Raw genomic sequence first — 18,822 nt, forward strand, 5'->3', positions numbered from 1 at the left:
ATTGGAGCCGAGCAATGACCATGGACTCGAACCAGAACAAGAAGCGGCTCGGTCAGGAGGCGCTGGAGCGCGTGATCGCATCGGTCGGAGGTCCGCGGCGGGTCGCGGACATCTATCCGCTGTCACCGCTGCAGCGGGGCCTGTTGTTCCACAGCCTGTATGAGCCGGATGCAGCGGTCTATGTGATCTCGCTGGCGTGCCGGCTGCAAGGCGCGCTGGATGCCGATGCGTTCGAGCAAGCCTGGAAGCTGGCGATTGCGCGGCATGCGGTGCTGCGCACCGCCTTCGTCGGCCACGATCTCGACGTGCCCTTGCAGGTGGTGCTGCGCGAGGCGGCATTGCGGTTTGACTGCGAGGACTGGCGGCATCTGCCGGCAGCGGAGCAGGACAGACGCTTTGCCGAGCTGCAGCAGGCCGAGCGCAGCCGTGGCTTCGACTTTGCGCAGCCGCCCCTGATGCGGCTCAGCCTGATCCGGATCGGCGATCACGATCACCGGCTGTTGTGGAATGTGCATCACATCGTGCTGGACGGCTGGTCGATCCCGCTTTTGCTCGACGACGTGCTGACGGCCTATGCGGCGCTGAGCCGGCATGAGACGCCGAAGCTGTCGCCGCTACGGCCGTTCAAGGACTATATCGGCTGGCTGCAGCGCCAGGACCTGGCGCGGGCGGAAGCGCATTGGCGCCGGCGCCTGGCCGGGTTCGATACACCGTCCTCGTTGACGCTTGCGAGGCCAAGCGGTGACGAGCGGCACGGGGAGCGACATGGCGAGCTTCATCACACTCCAAAGGTCGATTTCGCCGCGGTCGAAAGATTCGCGCGAGAACACAAGTTGACCATGAACACCCTGGTGCAGGGCGCCTGGGCGCTGCTGCTCGGCCGCTACTGCGGCTCTGACGACGTGGTATTCGGTGTGACGCTGTCGGGCCGTCCGGCGGAGCTTCCCGATGTCGAGCGTACGGTGGGTCTCTTCGTCAATACGCTGCCACTGCGAGTCGGATTGTCGGACGCCGCGACGGTGCTGGAATGGCTGCGCGTGATCCAGGCGCGGCAGAGCGAGCTGACAGAGTATCAATATAGTCCATTGCCGCTGGTGCAGCGCTGGAGCGAGGTTGCGGACGGAACGGCGCTGTTCGAGAGCATCGTCGCCTATGAGAACTATCCGGTGGCGATGTCGGCTACGACCGGCATTTCGGAGCAACTCCGGATCAGCGACGCCTGCACGACGGAACGGACGAGCTATCCACTGACGCTGCAGGTCACGGTCGACACATCGGTCACTTTCAAACTGATCTATGATGCGGAGCGGTTCGCTGCGACCGCGCTCGAACGCATGCTTGGGCATCTCGGGCATTTGCTCGGTGAGATCGTCGCGGATCCCGCCCGGCAGCTGGGATCGATCCCGTTGCTGAGCGGAGCGGAACGCCAGGAGGTCGTGAGCGCCTTCAACGCGACGGCGATGAGCTATCCGCAGGGGCTGCTGCATGAGCTGATCGAGGCGCAGGCGCGGCGGACACCCGAGGCGATTGCGTTGCGCTTCGAGGGCGAGACGCTCGGTTACGACGGGCTGGAGCGTCAAGCCAACCAGCTTGCACGTCAGCTGCAGAGCCGCGGCGTCGGCCCCGATGTCGTGGTCGGCATCTGCGCCGAGCGCTCGCTGGAGATGGTGATCGGGCTGCTCGGCATCTTGAAGGCTGGCGGCGCCTACCTGCCGCTGGATCCGAGCCTCCCACCGGAGCGGCTGGCAATCATGCTGGAGGATGCCGGCGCGCGCGTGCTGCTGGCGCAGGATGCGCTCACCGCGCGGTTGCCGGCGAGTGATGCGGTCGTGGTGCAGTTCAAAGCCGATGCTGCCGCTATCGCGGGTTATCCTGATAGTGCGCCCGTCGTGGCCTGCACTCCGGACAACCTCGCTTACGTGATCTACACGTCCGGCTCGACGGGGCGGCCGAAGGGCGTGATGAACAGTCATCGCGGCATCGTCAACCGGCTCGCCTGGATGCAGGACGCCTACCGGCTGAGGCCGGAGGACGTCGTGATGCAGAAGACGCCGTTCGGCTTCGATGTCTCGGTTTGGGAGTTCTTCTGGCCGCTGATGCAAGGCGCAGAACTGGTGATCGCGCGTCCCGGCGGGCATCAGGATCCGGCCTATCTGTCAGAGCTGATCGAGCGTCACAGTGTGACGGTGATGCACTTCGTGCCGTCGATGCTGCAGGCGTTCCTGGAGACGGCGGAACTCGGCCGCTGCGGCAGCCTGCGCGACGTGATCTGCAGCGGCGAGGCGCTGCCGGCGGAGACGCAGACCCGATTCCTCACGGCGCTCGCGAGCCGGCTGCACAATCTGTACGGCCCGACGGAGGCGGCGGTCGACGTCAGCGCCTGGGCGTGTCGGCTCGAGCCGGAGGCAACGCAGGTGCCGATCGGCCGGCCGATCAGCAACATCCAGCTCTACGTGCTCGACCCCCGTCTGGAGCCGGTGCCGATCGGCGTTGCCGGCGAGCTCTACATCAGCGGCGTCGGATTGGCGCGGGGTTATCTGCATCGTCCCTCGCTGACGGCGGAGCGGTTCGTGCCGAGTCCATTCGCGCGTGGCGAGCGGCTGTATCGCACCGGGGACCTGGCGCGGTGGCGGGCGGATGGCGCGCTGGATTATCTCGGCCGGCTCGATCACCAGGTGAAGCTGCGCGGCTTCCGGATCGAACTCGGCGAGATCGAGGCGGCGCTGACGGCGCAAATCGGTGTTGCCCAGGCCGCGGTGGTGCTGCGCGAGGACGCCGGTGGCAAGCGGCTGGTGGGTTACGTGGTGGTGCAACCTGGCGCCGCGATCGACGTGGAGACGTTGCGGGGGCGGCTGCAGCGGACACTGCCGGACTACATGGTGCCGTCGGCGATCGTGATGCTCGCGGCGTTGCCGCTGACGCCGAACGGCAAGCTCGACCGCAACGCGCTGCCGGCGCCGGAGTTCGGATCGACGGACATCGATGCGGCGCCGCGCAATGCCGCCGAAACCATCCTGGCGTCGATCTTTATGGACGTTCTTGGCGTCGAACACGTGGGCATCCACGATGATTTCTTCGCCTGCGGAGGACACTCGCTGCTCGCCACCCAGGTCGTGGCACGTGCCCAGCGAGAGCTGAGTGTCCAGGTCCCGTTGCGCGTGCTGTTCGAGGCGCCAACGGTCGCAGGCCTGGCTGCGCGCTTGAGCCTCGCACCGGAGAGCACCGTCGCACCGTTGCTGCCGGTCCCAAGACAACAGCCGTTGCCGCTCTCGCATGGCCAGGAGCGGCTGTGGTTCGTGGAGCAGCTTGGCCTGTCCGGCAGCAGCTATCTGGTGACGGCGGCGGTACGTCTGGTGGGGAAGCTGGATGCCGACGCGCTGTCGGCGGCGTTGAGCGACGTGGTGCGGCGGCATGAGAGCCTGCGGACGCGGTTCGAGGTGCGCGGCGAGAGTGCGATGCAGGTGATCGATCCGCCATGGCCGGTGGCGCTGGCACCGGAGATGGTCGCGACGGAGGACGAGGCGCGGCAACGGGCGGACGCGCTGATGCGGCAGCCGTTCGATCTGTCACGGGACCGGCTGTTGCGCGTGGCGCTGTTGCAGATGTCGCCCGACGTGCACGTGCTGGTGCTGTCGATGCATCACATCGTGTCGGATGGCTGGTCGATGGGGGTCCTGCTCGGCGAGGTCGAGACGCTGTATGCGGCGTTCTGCACGGGGCGGCCGTCACCGCTGCCGGACTTGCCGATCCAATATGCCGACTATGCGGTGTGGCAGCGGCGCTGGCTGGAGGAGACCGCGCTGCAGCGGCAGCTCGACTACTGGACGACGCAGCTTGCCGGCGCGCCGGTCGGCATCGAGCTGGCCACCGACCGGCCGCGGCCGGCAGTGCCGAGCCTCCGCGGCGCGGTGCACCGGTTCTCAGTGGAGTCGACCTGCACGGCGGCGCTGACGGCGCTGGCACGGCAGGAAGGTGCGACGCTGTTCATGGTGCTGCTGGCTGCTTACGACGTGCTGCTGTCGCGCTGGAGCGGGCAGGACGATGTGGTGGTGGGGACGCCGGTCGCGGGCCGCAGCCGGATCGAGACCGAGCGGCTGATCGGCTTCTTCGTCAACATGCTGGCGTTGCGCTGCGACGTCTCGGGCACCGGCTCATTCCGCGACGTGCTGCGGCAGATCAAGGCGACCGCGCTCGACGCCTATGCGCATCAGGACCTGCCGTTCGAGAAGCTGGTGGAGGCGCTGCATCCGGTCCGCGATCTCAGCCGCGAGCCGGTGTTCCAAATCGTGTTCGCGCTGCAGAACACACCGCAACGTTCGCGCGGTCTGCCCGGGCTGAAGCTGGAGCCGTTCGCGGCGGACGCGGTGGCGGCGAAGTTCGATCTCGAACTGGCGATGACCGAGGAGCAGGGCGCCCTGTCGGCGACGCTGGTCTATGCCACGGACCTGTTCGATGCCGAGACGATCGCGCGGCTGGCGGAGCATTTCGTCCGGCTGCTGCAGGGCATCGCGGCGAACCCCGACGGGCGTCTGTCGGAGCTGAGTTTGCTGAGTGCTGCGGAGCGGCAGCAGCTTGTGGCTTGGAACGGCAGCAGCGCGGTCTATGCGCAGGATCGCTGTTTGCACGAGCTGTTCGCGGAGCAGGCGGAACGGGATCCGGCAGCGGTCGCGCTGGTGATGGATGACGAGGAGCTGAGCTATGGCGCGCTGGAGCGGCGAGCCAATCAGCTGGCGCATCATCTGCAGAGCCTCGGCGTCGGTCCCGACGTGATTGTTGGCCTCTGTGTGGAGCGTTCGCTCGACATGGTGGTCGGCGTGCTCGGCATCCTCAAGGCGGGCGGCGCGTACCTGCCGCTCGATCCGCGTTATCCGGCGGAGCGGCTGGCCTATATGGTGGATGATGCCAGGGTGAACGTGCTGGTGACGCAGGCGGCGCTGCTGGAGCGGCTGCCGGCGACGGATACGACGTTGGTGCGGCTCGATGCAGATGCTGCCGCCATCGCGGCGCATCCGGACATTGCGCCAGTCACGGCCTGCGATGCGGATCACCTGGCCTATGTGATCTACACCTCCGGCTCGACGGGGCGGCCGAAGGGAGTGATGACGTCGCATCGCGGCATCATGAACCTGGCCGATGCGCAGCTCGGCCAGCTGCCGCTGCAAGCAAGTGATCGAATCCTGCAGTTCGCGTCGATCAGCTTCGATGCGGCGGTGTGGGATCTGGTGATGAGCTGGCGGGTGGGCGCGGCGCTGGTGCTGGCGGCCCAGCATGATCTGATGCCGGGCGAGCCGCTGCGCGAGGTTCTGCAGCGGCAGCGGGTGACGGCGGTGCTGCTGCCGCCGGCGGCGCTGGCAGCCTTGCCGGTGGCATTGCTGCCTGAGCTGAAGGTCCTGATCGCGGGCGGCGAGGCCTGCACGGCCGAGCTGCTGCGGCCGTGGCTTGCGGGCCGCAGCGTGTTCAACGCCTACGGCCCGACCGAGGCCAGCGTATGCACGACGATGGCTCGCTGCGGTGACGAGCGCCGTCCGCCGATCGGCCGTGCCTTGCCGAACACCCGGGTTTACCTCCTGGACGCACGACTTGAACCGGTGCCGATCGGCGTTGCGGGCGAGCTCTACATCGGCGGCGTCGGATTGGCGCGGGGCTATCTGCACCGCCCCTCGCTGACCGCGGAGCGGTTCGTGCCGAGTCCATTCGCGCGTGGCGAGCGGCTGTATCGCACCGGGGACCTGGCGCGGTGGCGGGCGGATGGCGCGCTGGATTATCTCGGCCGGCTCGACCACCAGGTGAAGCTGCGCGGCTTCCGCATCGAGCTCGGTGAGATCGAGGCGGCGCTGTCGGCGCAAACAGGGATCGCCCAGGCGGCGGTAGTGCTGCGCGAGGATGGCGGCGGCAAGCGGCTGGTGGGCTATGTGGTGGCGCAGCCTGAGACCCAGCTCGATGTCGAGAGCCTGCGTCAGCAGCTGCAGCGATCGCTGCCGGACTACATGGTGCCGTCGGCGATCGTGGCGCTGGCGTCGCTGCCGCTGACACCGAACGGCAAGCTCGACCGCAATGCGCTGCCGGCGCCGGATCGTCGCCGTGACGGCGCCGACCAGCCGCCGCGCAACCCGGTCGAGACCGTGCTCGCCGGCCTGTTCGCCGACGTGCTCAACCTCGAACGTGTCGGCATCCACGACAACTTCTTCGAGCTCGGCGGCCATTCGTTGCTGGCGATGCAACTGCTCGAACGTATCAGGGCCACGCTCGGCATCGCACTGCCCGTTCGTCTGATCTTCATGGCCCCGACAATTGCAGGGCTGGCGGAGCATGCGGAGCAGGCACTCGCGAGCGAGATCGAAACGATGACGCCGGCAGAAATCGAAATCGCCTTGCAGGACCTGGACCGGATCGAACTCCAGTCCATCGAATCCGTGAGTTGAGCCGGAGCATCAGAGATGACCGATATTGCATCGTTGCGACGAGAGCTGCTGCAGCGCCGGCTCGCGACGGCCGCGGTGGGGCGGCCTGGATCTCCGGGCATTCCCCGTCTCGCCCAGGTCGAAGCGCCGCTCTCGCATGGCCAGGAGCGGCTGTGGTTCGTGGAGCAGCTTGGCCTGTCCGGCAGCAGCTATCTGGTGACGGCGGCGGTACGTCTGGTGGGGAAGCTGGATGCCGACGCGCTGTCGGCGGCGTTGAGCGACGTGGTGCGGCGGCATGAGAGCCTGCGGACGCGGTTCGAGGTGCGCGGCGAGAGCGCGATGCAGGTGATTGATCCGCCATGGCCGGTGGCGCTGGCACCGGAGATGGTCGCGACGGAGGACGAGGCGCGGCAACGGGCGGACGCGCTGATGCGGCAGCCGTTCGATCTGTCACGAGACCGGCTGTTGCGCGTGGCGCTGTTGCAGATGTCGCCCGACGTGCACGTGCTGGTGCTGTCGATGCATCACATCGTGTCGGATGGCTGGTCGATGGGGGTCCTGCTCGGCGAGGTCGAGACGCTGTATGCGGCGTTCTGCACGGGGCGGCCGTCACCGCTGCCGGACTTGCCGATCCAATATGCCGACTATGCGGTGTGGCAGCGGCGCTGGCTGGAGGAGACCGCGCTGCAGCGGCAGCTCGACTACTGGACGACGCAGCTTGCCGGCGCGCCGGTCGGCATCGAGCTGGCCACCGACCGGCCGCGGCCGGCAGTGCCGAGCCTCCGCGGCGCGGTGCACCGGTTCTCAGTGGAGTCGACCTGCACGGCGGCGCTGACGGCGCTGGCACGGCAGGAAGGTGCGACGCTGTTCATGGTGCTGCTGGCTGCTTACGACGTGCTGCTGTCGCGCTGGAGCGGGCAGGACGATGTGGTGGTGGGGACGCCGGTCGCGGGCCGCAGCCGGATCGAGACCGAGCGGCTGATCGGCTTCTTCGTCAACATGCTGGCATTGCGCTGCGACGTCTCGGGCGCCGGCTCATTCCGCGACGTGCTGCGGCAGATCAAGGCGACCGCGCTCGACGCCTATGCGCATCAGGACCTGCCGTTCGAGAAGCTGGTGGAGGCGCTGCATCCGGTCCGCGATCTCAGCCGCGAGCCGGTGTTCCAAATGGTGTTCGCGCTGCAGAACACACCGCAGCGTTCGCGCGGTCTGCCCGGGCTGAAGCTGGAGCCGTTCGCGGCGGACGCGGTGGCGGCGAAGTTCGATCTCGAACTGGCGATGACCGAGGAGCAGGGCGGCCTGGCGGCGACGCTGGTCTATGCCACGGACCTGTTCGATGCCGACACGATCGCGCGGCTGGCGGAGCATTTCGTCCGGCTGCTGCAGGGCATCGCGGCGAACCCCGACGGGCGTCTGTCGGAGCTGAGCCTGCTGAGTGCTGCGGAGCGGCAGCAGCTTGTGGCGTGGAGCGGCGGCAGCGCGGTCTATGCGCAGGATCGCTGTTTGCACGAGCTGTTCGCGGAGCAGGCGGAACGGGATCCGGCAGCGGTCGCGCTGGTGATGGATGACGCGGAGCTGAGCTATGGCGCGCTGGAGCGGCGAGCCAATCAGCTCGCGCATCATCTGCAGAGCCTCGGCGTCGGCCCCGACGTCATCGTTGGACTGTGTGTGGAGCGTTCGCTCGACATGGTGGTCGGCGTGCTCGGCATCCTCAAGGCGGGCGGCGCGTACCTGCCGCTCGATCCGCGTTATCCGGCGGAGCGGCTGGCCTATATGCTGGATGATGCCAAGGTGAACGTGCTGGTGACGCAGGCGGCGCTGCTGGAGCGGCTGCCGGCGGCGGATACGACGTTGGTGCGGCTCGATGCAGATGCTGCCGCCATCGCGGCGCATCCGGACATTGCGCCAGTCACGGCCTGCGATGCGGATCACCTGGCCTATGTGATCTACACCTCCGGCTCGACGGGACGGCCGAAGGGAGTGATGACGTCGCATCGCGGCATCATGAACCTGGCCGATGCGCAGCTCGACCAGCTGCCGCTCACGGCGAGCGACCGCATCCTGCAGTTCGCGTCGATCAGCTTCGATGCGGCGGTGTGGGATCTGGTGATGAGCTGGCGGGTGGGCGCGGCGCTGGTGCTGGCGGCCCAGCATGATCTGATGCCGGGCGAGCCGCTGCGCGAGGTTCTGCAGCGGCAGCGGGTGACGGCGGTGCTGCTGCCGCCGGCGGCGCTGGCAGCCTTGCCGGTGGCATTGCTGCCTGAGCTGAAGGTCCTGATCGCGGGCGGCGAGGCCTGCACGGCCGAGCTGCTGCGGCCGTGGCTCGCGGGCCGCAGCGTGTTCAACGCCTACGGCCCGACCGAGTCCAGCGTGTGCACGACGATGGCTCGCTGCGGTGACGAGCGCCGTCCGCCGATCGGCCGTGCCTTGCCGAACACCCGGGTTTACCTCCTGGACGCACGACTTGAACCGGTGCCGATCGGCGTTGCGGGCGAGCTCTACATCGGCGGCGTCGGATTGGCGCGGGGCTATCTGCACCGCCCCTCGCTGACCGCGGAGCGGTTCGTGCCGAGTCCATTCGCGCGTGGCGAGCGGCTGTATCGCACCGGGGACCTGGCGCGGTGGCGGGCGGATGGCGCGCTGGATTATCTCGGCCGGCTCGACCACCAGGTGAAGCTGCGCGGCTTCCGCATCGAGCTCGGTGAGATCGAGGCGGCGCTGTCGGCGCAAACAGGGATCGCCCAGGCGGCGGTAGTGCTGCGCGAGGATGGCGGCGGCAAGCGGCTGGTGGGCTATGTGGTGGCGCAGCCTGAGACCCAGCTCGATGTCGAGAGCCTGCGTCAGCAGCTGCAGCGATCGCTGCCGGACTACATGGTGCCGTCGGCGATCGTGGCGCTGGCGTCGCTGCCGCTGACACCGAACGGCAAGCTCGACCGCAATGCGCTGCCGGCGCCGGATCGTCGCCGTGACGGCGCCGACCAGCCGCCGCGCAACCCGGTCGAGACCGTGCTCGCCGGCCTGTTCGCCGACGTGCTCAACCTCGAACGTGTCGGCATCCACGACAACTTCTTCGAGCTCGGCGGCGACTCGATTCAGTCCATGCAGGTGGTATCGCGTGCGCGGGCTGCGGGGATCGCGATCACGCCTCGACAGATCTTTCAGCATCAAACGGTCGCCGCGCTGGCCCGCACGGCCGCTGCGTCGCAAAGTCCTGCCGAGCCGGATCAGATCGGAGGACCATCGCCACTGATCCCGATCCAGCATTGGTTCTTTGCTCAATCCGGCCCGATCAACTACTTCAATCAATCCGTGTTGCTGCAGGTGCCGCCCGACATCAGGCCTGCGCGGCTCGAGCGCGCGATTGCGTCACTCCTGATCCATCATGACGCGCTGCGCAGCCGCTTTGTCCAGGACGCGACTGGCTGGCGGCAGGAGCCCCTCTCGGTTGGAGACGTCCCGGTCACGCTCGTCCATGTCGACCTCGCCGAGCTCGCGCCACAGCTCCGCGCCGAACAGCTGACCGCGGCCGCTGCGACGCTTCAGGGAAGCCTGGATCCGACGGACGGCCGGCTCGTCGCCGCGGCATGGTTCGACTTCGGCGCCGAGACACCCGGGCGGCTGTTGCTGGTGATCCATCATCTGGTTGTCGATGGCGTCTCGTGGCGGATCATCATTGAGGATTTGATGGCTGGCTACGACCAGCTCGAACGCGGAGAGACCATCACTCTGCCGGAGAAGGCAACATCGTTCGGGAGCTGGGCAAGACGGCTGGCGAACCATGCGCAGGGAGTCCAAGCGGTCGGCGAACTCGAATACTGGATATCGACCTGTCGAGATGCCCTGCCACTGTCCGTCGACCGCACGATGGGTCTGCGCCATCAGACCTACGGAGAAACCGAGAGCCTGACGACCGAGCTGTCGGCCGACGAGACCCAGGCGCTCTTGACCGAGGTGCCGAAAGCCTATCACAGCCGGATCAACGACGTTTTGCTCGCCGCGCTCGGCGTCGGGCTGGCTGATTGGCGCGCCGCACGGGGCGCGAGGGAGACGGTCAGTCTCGTCGACCTCGAAGGGCATGGCCGGGATGATATCTTCGAAAGCGTCGATTTGTCCCGCACCGTCGGCTGGTTCACCACGATGTTTCCCGTCCGGCTCGACGCCGGAGGGATTGATATCGCTGATGTCAGGAGCGGCGGTCCCGCCGCGGGAACGGTGCTGCGGCGAACCAAGGACTACCTCCGTGATGTGCCGCAAGACGGCATCGGCTGGGGCCTTCTGCGCCACCTGAATGAAAAGACGGCCGGCATCCTGCAAGCGCTGCCGCGTGCGTCGGTCAGCTTCAACTATCTTGGACGCTTCGATCAACGCAATGCGGCGGGGTGGCAGCTGGCGCTCGAAGACCCGGGCCCGGTGATCGCGCCGGAGCGGGAGAGGGATCATCTGCTCGAAATCGTCTCGGTGATCAGAGGCGACGCGTTGCTCATCGAGTGGCGGTGGTCGCCTGGCGCGCATGATCGGGCCTCGATCGCAGATCTGGCCGAACGCTTCATGGCGGCGCTGACGGGATTGATTCGTCATTGCCGCGCACGTCAGGTGGGACAGTTCACGCGCTCCGATTTTTCGCTGGTCGAGCTCGACGAAGCTCGCCTGAACCTGCTCCAGGACAGATACCCTGATATCGACGATATCTGGCCGCTCGGTCCGATGCAGCATATCATGCTCACGCATGCGCGCCGCGCGCCGGACAGCGGCGCCTACCATGAGCAACTCTGGCTGACCCTCGAGGGAGCGCTGGATGAACATGCGCTCGATACGGCTTGGCAGGGATTGATCGCGCGTCACGGATCCTTGCGCGTAGCATTCCCGGATGACGATGGCGATCCGGTCCAGATCGTAAGGCGGACAGCTCGACCTCGCTTGTTCTTTGCAGACTGGACGGCGTTGCCGCCGGACGTGATGGAATCTGACCTGGCCACCTTTCTCGCCGAAGACAGGGCAGGCGGCTTCGATCTTTCCGGCGGCGACGTGCTGCGGGCCGCTCTGCTCCGTCATTCCAGGACGCGCCATACCCTGGTCCTGAGCTTCCATCACATCCTGCTCGACGGTTGGTCGGTCCCGATGGTGTTGCGCGAGCTATTGGAGCTATATGATGCCGCGCATCAGGATCGGACGCCGATGCTGCCGGCGCCGGCTTCGTATCGTGACTATCTGGCCTGGCATGGTTCGGCGGACCGCAATACAAGCCGCGCATTCTGGACGAGCCGTCTGAACGGCGCAGACCTACCGTGCCGGCTCAACCTGCCGAGCGGCAGTGCGACGGAAACGGCCGATAGCGCAGGCGAGGTCCATGCCCGCATTCTGGAACGCCTGACTGCGAAGATTCAGACCGCCGCGCAGGCGTTGCGGGTGACGGCCAATACGCTGGTCCAAGCGGCCTGGAGCCTCGCGCTTGCGCGTCAAGCCGATGGCGGTGCCGAGCAGTTGTTCGGCATGACGACGGCTGTCCGGCCAGGTGATGTCAAAGGCGTCGAACGGATCGTCGGACTTTGTACCAACAATCTGCCACGGCGGATCAAGCTCCTGCGCGACCTGCGTCTGGCCGAGTGGCTCGCGGAGCTGCAGGCGGGGCAGGCGGAAGAGCAGATGCACGACCGCTGTCTGTTGAGTGAGATTCAAGGCTGGCTCGATCTGCCGTCCGATCAGCGGATGTTCGAGTCGGTCGTGGTCTTCGAGAACTATCCCGCCAATCACTCGATTGCAGGCCATGAGGTGGACGATCCAGACAGGATCAGGGTCGTTTCGTTCGGAAGTTTCGAGGCCGGTCTCGACTTTCCGCTATGCCTTGTGATCTCTCTCGATAGCTGCATGAGCTTTCGCCTGATCTTCGGTCGGCGACGTTTCGACGCGAGCGCCATGAAACGCCTGCTCGACGACGTCGTCGAACTGGTATTGGCCATCGTGGCGAACCCGGAACAACGGGTCGCCGATCTCTGGCCCGGTCAAGGCAGCCCCCTCATGATGTATCGCGCATCCGACGATGACGTTGCTGGCGATGCGGCGCCTGTGCCGATGCGATGACATGACACTGAGGTGCTTCCCCGGATGCTGAAACAGCGCTCTCGTGTGGTCGGCGAATTCGCTGCGGCAGTGCCGGGCGTGGCGCCCGATCGGGAGGAGGCGGTCATTCCGCCTCTATTGAAGGGCCGGTCGTCGCTGTGGCGGCCGATGATACGTTTTGCCATTCCGCAGACCGCCAGCGCGGCATTGCAGCTGTTGTCGGGAACGGTCACCGCGATCTATTTCGGACAACTCCTCGGCGGATCGGCACTTGCAGTCGCGTCGGTGTTTTTTCCGATCTTCTTTCTCCTCATCTCCTTTCTGATCGGATTGATTTCCGGCGGGATCGTGCTCGTGGCGCGCGCCTACGGCGCGGGTGATCTGCAGGATGCCAGGGCCGTGGTCGGAACGACCCTCTGCATCTGTTTCTCGATCAGCGTTGTGATCGCGATCGCAGGGAGCTGGCTGGCTCCGGAGTTGCTCGGGGTCATGGCGACCCCCGGGGACATCCTCGGTTCGGCGATCGGCTATGCGCGGATGACGTTCGTGTCATTGCCGCTCCTGACGGTGCTTTTTGCCTACGCATTTCTCCTGAGAGGAACAGGAGACGCGCAAACCCCCTTCGTCGTGATGATCGTCTACTTCGCCATCTCTCTGCTGCTTACTCCGGCCTTGATCCTGGGATGGGCGGGACTACCGCAACTCGGTGTCACGAGCGCGCCCTGGGCGAACATGGTCGCTACGATCATCGCGCTTCCCTGCCTCGTGGTCTATCTCGGAGTGCGCAGGCATCCCTTGGCATTCGATGGCCGGCTGATGCGGCGGCTACGGATCGATCGAAAGATCGTTGGGCCGTTTTTCGCCATCGGCATTCCAGGCGGCGTTCAAACGATGGTGGTCGCGCTGGCCGAAGTGGCCGTCATCACATTGGTCAACTCGTTTGGATCAAGTGCGACCGCTGCCTACGGCGCGATGAACCAGGTGGTGGGCTATCTGCTCGCCCCGATGCAAGCCGTCGGGCTCGCCGCGACCGTGATCGCGGCACAGGCGATCGGGGCGAGGCAACTGAACGGCCTCCACGGGGTGACACGGGCCGGCACGATCCTCTCCGTTCTCGTGGGGACCTCGAGCGTCGCTGGGCTTCTGTTGTTCTCGGAGCGGATCTTGTCTTGGTTCGTCGTCGATCCCCAGACGTTGGCCATTGCGGTGCACGCCCTACAGATCGTGCTGTGGAGCTATGTGTTCGTCGGTGTCACCGACGTGCTCGCCGGCGTCATGCGCTCGTCGGGAACGGTTGGGTGGCCAACCGTGATGACGCTGGCCAGCGTCTGGCTGGTGCAGGTGCCCGTCGCCTACCTGATGTCCGGGACATTTGGGCTGGACGGCGTCTGGATGGGCTATCCAGCAGGGTTCGCCGCAGCGCTCGTCGCACAGCTCGCGTATTATGGCTTTGTCTGGCGCTATCGCATGAGCCGCCTCTGACCGAGATCAGGCGATTTTTTGCGAAGGCATCTTGGTCGTCCCGTAAGAGATCTCACGGCTGAAGAAGCAACGATTGATTCGTACGGCACGTGGGCTCCCGTCTCATGGCCGGCCGACGGACTCATCTTCCGAGTGCCGTCGGCCGCCGACGCTGGAATCATCAGGCGGGTCCCTTGATCGCCCTTGGGGGCGATGCCGCTGAAGGCGTTGCTCAGGCCGCCTTCGGCACGTCTTGCGATCCGTCGGTCGGCAGGCCGCCCGCGAGATTGCTGCCGATGGCAAGCCCGCGCCCCTTCACCAGACCGAAGATGGCCGGGATGACGATCAGCGTCAGCAGGGTCGAGGAGATCATGCCGCCGATCATCGGAACGGCGATGCGCTGCATGATCTCAGAGCCGGTGCCGGTGCTCCACATGATCGGCAGCAGGCCCGCCATGATGGCGACCACGGTCATCATTTTCGGCCGGACGCGCTCGACTGCGCCTTCCATGATGGCGTCCTGCAGATCCTGCCGGCTCAATGATCGGCCCTCGGCGCTCCGCAAGGCCTTCATCTCGGCCAGTGCATGATCGAGATAGATCAGCATCACCACACCCGTTTCGGCGGCCACGCCGGCGAGGGCGATGAAGCCGACCGCGACGGCGACCGAGAGGTTGAAGCCGAGCCACCACATCATCCAGATGCCGCCGACCAGCGCGAACGGCAGCGACAGCATCACGATCAGGGTCTCGGTGATGGCCCTGAAGTTCAGGTACAGCAGCAGGAAGATGATCGTGAGCGTCACGGGAATGACGATCTTCAGGCGAGCCGCCGCGCGCTGCAGATATTCGTACTGGCCGCTCCAGATCACGTAATATCCGGCCGGAAACTGGATGCTCTCGGTGACGGCACGCTGTGCGTCGGCGACGTAGCTTCCGATGTCGCGTTCACGGATATCGACGTAGATGTAGGTCGCAAGCTGCCCGTTCTCGGTGCGGATCGAGGTCGGTCCGCGAGCAGGCTCCACCTTGGCGACTTCGCCGAGGGGGACCGCGCCGCCGGCCGGCATCGGCACCAGGATGTCGCTGGCGATGGCCTTCGGATTGTCCCGGAGATCGCGCGGGTAGCGCATGTTGACCGTGAAGCGCTGGCGGCCTTCGACGGTCGTGGTGACCGTCTGGCCGCCGAGAGCCGCCGCAATCGTGTCCTGGACGTCCTGCACCAGGATTCCGTAGCGTGCGAGCGCCTCGCGGTCCGGCGTGATCTCCAGGTAGTAGCCGCCGATCCCGCGTTCGGCATAGGCGGACGACGTTCCCGGCACGGTCTTGATCACCCGCTCGATCTGCTTGGCGAGGCGGTCGATCTCGGTCAGGTCGGTGCCCATCACCTTGACCCCGATCGGCGTGCGGATGCCGGTCGAGAGCATGTCGATGCGTGCCTTGATCGGCATGGTCCAGGCGTTGGAGACGCCGGGGAATTGCAGCGCCTTGTCCATCTCGGCAATGAGGCTGTCGATGGTGACGCCGGGGCGCCATTGCTCCTTTGGCTTGAGGTTCACGATCGTCTCGAACATCTCGGTCGGGGCAGGATCGGTCGCGGTCGCCGCCCGTCCGGCCTTGCCGTAGACCGAAGCGACCTCCGGGAACGACTTGATGATCCGGTCCTGCATCTGCATCAGGTCGGCCGCCTTGGTGACGGAGATGCCGGGCAGGGTGGTCGGCATGTAGAGCAGCGTGCCCTCGTTCAAACTGGGCATGAACTCGGTGCCGAGCTGTCGGGCCGGCCAAATCGAGACGGCAAGCACGACGATCGCGACCAGGATCACTAACGTCTTGGCCCGCAGCACGCCCTTGATGACCGGCCGGTAGATCCAGATCAGGAAGCGGTTGATGAAATTCCGGTGCTCGGGAACGATCCTGCCGCGGACAAAGATGACCATCAGCGCCGGCACCAGCGTCACCGACAGCAGCGCTGCCGCGGCCATCGAAAACGTCTTGGTGAAGGCGAGCGGGCTGAACAGCCGGCCTTCCTGCGATTCGAGCGTGAAGATCGGCATGAACGACACGGTGATGATCAGCAGGCTGAAGAACAACGCAGGTCCAACCTCGGCTGCCGCATCGATCAGAATCTGCACGCGCGACTGATCGGGCTTGGCGCGCTCGATATGCTTGTGCGCGTTCTCGATCATGACGATGGCGGCGTCCACCATCGCGCCGATGGCGATGGCGATGCCGCCCAGGCTCATGATGTTGGAGCCGAGCCCCAGCAGCTTCATGGCGCCGAACGCCATCAATACGCCGACCGGCAACATCAGGATCGCAACCAGGGCGCTGCGAATGTGCAGCAGGAACACGACACAGACCAGCGCGACGACGATGCTTTCCTCGAGAAGCGTGTGCTTCAGCGTATCGACGGCCGCATAGATCAGGTTCGAGCGGTCGTAGACCGGCACGATCTCGACTGATTTCGGCAGGCTGCTCGCGATCTCCTTGAAGCGCGTCTTGACGTTCTCGATGACGTCCAGCGCGTTGACGCCGAACCGCTGCAGCACGATGCCGCTGGCGACTTCGCCTTCGCCGTTCAGCTCGGCAATGCCGCGCCGCTCGTCCGGTCCGAGCTCGACATGGGCGACGTCGCGCAGCAGCACCGGCGTCCCGCCGGAGGACTTCAGCACGACATTGCCGAGATCGTTGATGCTCTTCAGATAGCCCTTGCCGCGGATGACGTATTCGAACTCGGACAGCTCGACCGTTCGTCCGCCGACGTCGGCATTGCTGGCGCGGATCGCGTCGCGGATCTTCTGCATGCTGATGCCGCGGTCGCGCATCCGCTGCGGATCGAGCACCACGTTGTACTGCTTGACGAAGCCGCCGATGCTCGCGACCTCGGCAACGCCTTCGGCCTTGGCCAGGGCAAACTTCAGATTCCAGTCCTGGATCGTGCGGGTGTCGGCGAGGTTCAGCTCCTTCGAGACAACAGCGTATTGGTAGACCCAGCCGACGCCGGTGGCGTCCGGCCCGATCGTCGGTGTCACGCCCGTCGGGAGCCGCGAGGTTGCGCTGTTCAGGAACTCCAGGACGCGTGACCGTGCCCAGTAGATGTCGGTGCCGTCCTCGAAGATCACGTAGACGAACGACACGCCGAAGAACGAGAAGCCGCGCACGACCTTCGACTTCGGCACCGTCAGCATGGCCGTCGTCAAGGGATAGGTGACCTGATCTTCGATGACCTGCGGCGCCTGGCCGGGGTATTCGGTGTAGACGATGACCTGAGTGTCGGACAGATCTGGGATTGCGTCGAGTGGAAGGTGAATGAGCGCGTAGAAGCCGGCGGCGGCTGCGAAGCCGGTGCCGAACAGGACCAGCAGGAGATTGCGGGCCGACCAGGCGATGATGCGGGCGATCATTTGTGCTCTCCCATCCCGGCGTGGTCGCCGTCGGCAGGCTGCGATTCACCTGCTTCTGCGAAGCTCTTCAGCGCGGCCTTCAGGTTGCTTTCGGCGTCGATCAGGAAGTTGGCGGACGTGACCACCGCCTCGCCATCCGACAGGCCGTCGCGGACCTCGATATAGCTGCCGCCGCGGCGGCCGAGCTTCACGGCGCGCGGCTCGTAGCGGCCTTCGCCCTTGTCGACGAGAACGGCCTGACGGCTGCCGGTGTCGAGCACGGCATTGTCCGGTACGGCCAGCACGGGGGTCGAGGCGGCGGTGTCGATCTCGGCGTCGACATACATGTCGGGCAGCAGAGCGAGGTCGGGATTGGCCAATTCGATCCGCACGCGCGCCGTCCGCGTGTCCTTGTTCACCTGCGGGTAGATGACCGCGATCGAGCCAGTGAAGCTGCGTCCGGGAAAGCTGCGCGCGCGGATCGTGACCGGCTGTCCAACCGCGATGCTGCCGAGGTCGCGCTCGGCGACGTCCACCAACGCCCAGACCACCGAGATGTCCGCGATCCGGAACAGCACGTCGCCCGGATTGGCGCGCATGCCTTCGATCGCGTTGCGCTCGAGCACGATGCCGTCACGCGGCGCCGACCATTGCACCGTGACGGGGGCGATGCGCGATTTCTCCATCGCAGTGATGACCGGCTCCGGGACGTCCAGATTGGTCAGGCGTTGGCGCGAGCCGCGGCCGTAGGATACGTTACCGCCGACGAGGTTGGAATTGATGGTGGAGAGATATTCCGCCGTAGCCGCAGCGATGGCGGAGCTGTAGATCTCCATCAGCGGCTGGCCGGCCTTGACGCGGGTGCCCGTGGTCACGTCGGCCACCTTCTGGACGAAGCTTTCAGCTCGCATCGCAATCACGGAGACACGGCGCTCGTCGAGCTGGATCGTGCCGGGCGCCTTGACGGCAATTTGGAGCGTGCGCCGCTCGACCGGCGTCGATCTCACGCCGGTGCGCTGGATCTTGCCGGGCGAAAGCTTGACTACGCCATCATCGGCATCGTCGCCTTCGTAGACGGGAACGTAGTTCATCCCCATCGGATCCTTCTTGGGGGTGGCAGACGTGTCCGGCAGGCCCATCGGATTGCGGTAGTACAGAATCTTGCGTGACGCGTCCGCCTGCTGCTTTGGCTTCGCAGGCTCCGGCGCTGCTTGATCGTCGTCGTAGACCGGCAGGTAGTCCCGCCCGCGATCATCCTTCCTGGGGCTCGCGGACCACGCCGGAGCTCCGCTCGGATCGCGATAATAGAGCGGCACCCGATCGGCAGCCGCGGCAGCGAAAGGGGTGTGAAGAGACGAGGGCGACGTTCGGGTCGACCAATATCCGCCCAGACCAATGCCGGCCCCGAGTGCGACGGTCGCGAGCAAACGCAATGTGTTCATGGCATCACCGTGAGGCGCGCGAGCGCGCGCTATCCGCAGGAGGTAGGCGGGGCGCTCCTCGGGAGCGCCCCCGCGA

5 protein-coding genes are annotated in these 18,822 nt (G+C 66.1%); 3 read left to right on the forward strand and 2 right to left on the reverse strand.

Annotation, left to right across the window (positions count from 1 at the left end; genetic code table 11):
• Positions 1-14 precede the first annotated feature (14 nt).
• From S58_RS36440 to S58_RS14345, 3 genes are read left to right on the forward strand one after another with little or no spacing between them, the layout of a single operon-like run.
• Positions 15-6,422 (forward strand): non-ribosomal peptide synthetase, encoded by a 6,408-nt coding sequence (locus S58_RS36440; protein WP_052351212.1) that lies wholly within the window; start codon positions 15-17, stop codon positions 6,420-6,422.
• A gap of 15 nt (positions 6,423-6,437) precedes the next feature.
• Positions 6,438-12,479, forward strand: a complete 6,042-nt coding sequence (locus tag S58_RS14340) for a non-ribosomal peptide synthetase (RefSeq protein WP_015666047.1) — start codon at positions 6,438-6,440, stop codon at positions 12,477-12,479.
• A gap of 24 nt (positions 12,480-12,503) precedes the next feature.
• Complete coding sequence (locus S58_RS14345) at positions 12,504-13,940, forward strand: MATE family efflux transporter (RefSeq protein ID WP_015666048.1); 1,437 nt, start codon at positions 12,504-12,506, stop codon at positions 13,938-13,940.
• A gap of 211 nt (positions 13,941-14,151) precedes the next feature.
• Here the strand turns inward: S58_RS14345 and S58_RS14350 are convergent, their stop codons facing one another.
• Together S58_RS14350 and S58_RS14355 are read right to left on the reverse strand one after the other, a co-directional pair.
• Complete coding sequence (locus tag S58_RS14350) at positions 14,152-17,325, reverse strand: efflux RND transporter permease subunit (RefSeq protein ID WP_015666049.1); 3,174 nt, start codon at positions 17,323-17,325, stop codon at positions 14,152-14,154.
• A complete protein-coding gene (locus S58_RS14355; RefSeq protein ID WP_015666050.1) occupies positions 17,322-18,746 on the reverse strand; it encodes an efflux RND transporter periplasmic adaptor subunit in 1,425 nt (474 codons plus the stop codon). The genes S58_RS14350 and S58_RS14355 overlap by 4 nt, the downstream gene beginning before the upstream one ends.
• Between the last annotated feature and the right edge of the window lie 76 nt (positions 18,747-18,822).

The sequence above is a fragment of the Bradyrhizobium oligotrophicum S58 genome, from assembly GCF_000344805.1.
Lineage (GTDB): Bacteria > Pseudomonadota > Alphaproteobacteria > Rhizobiales > Xanthobacteraceae > Bradyrhizobium > Bradyrhizobium oligotrophicum.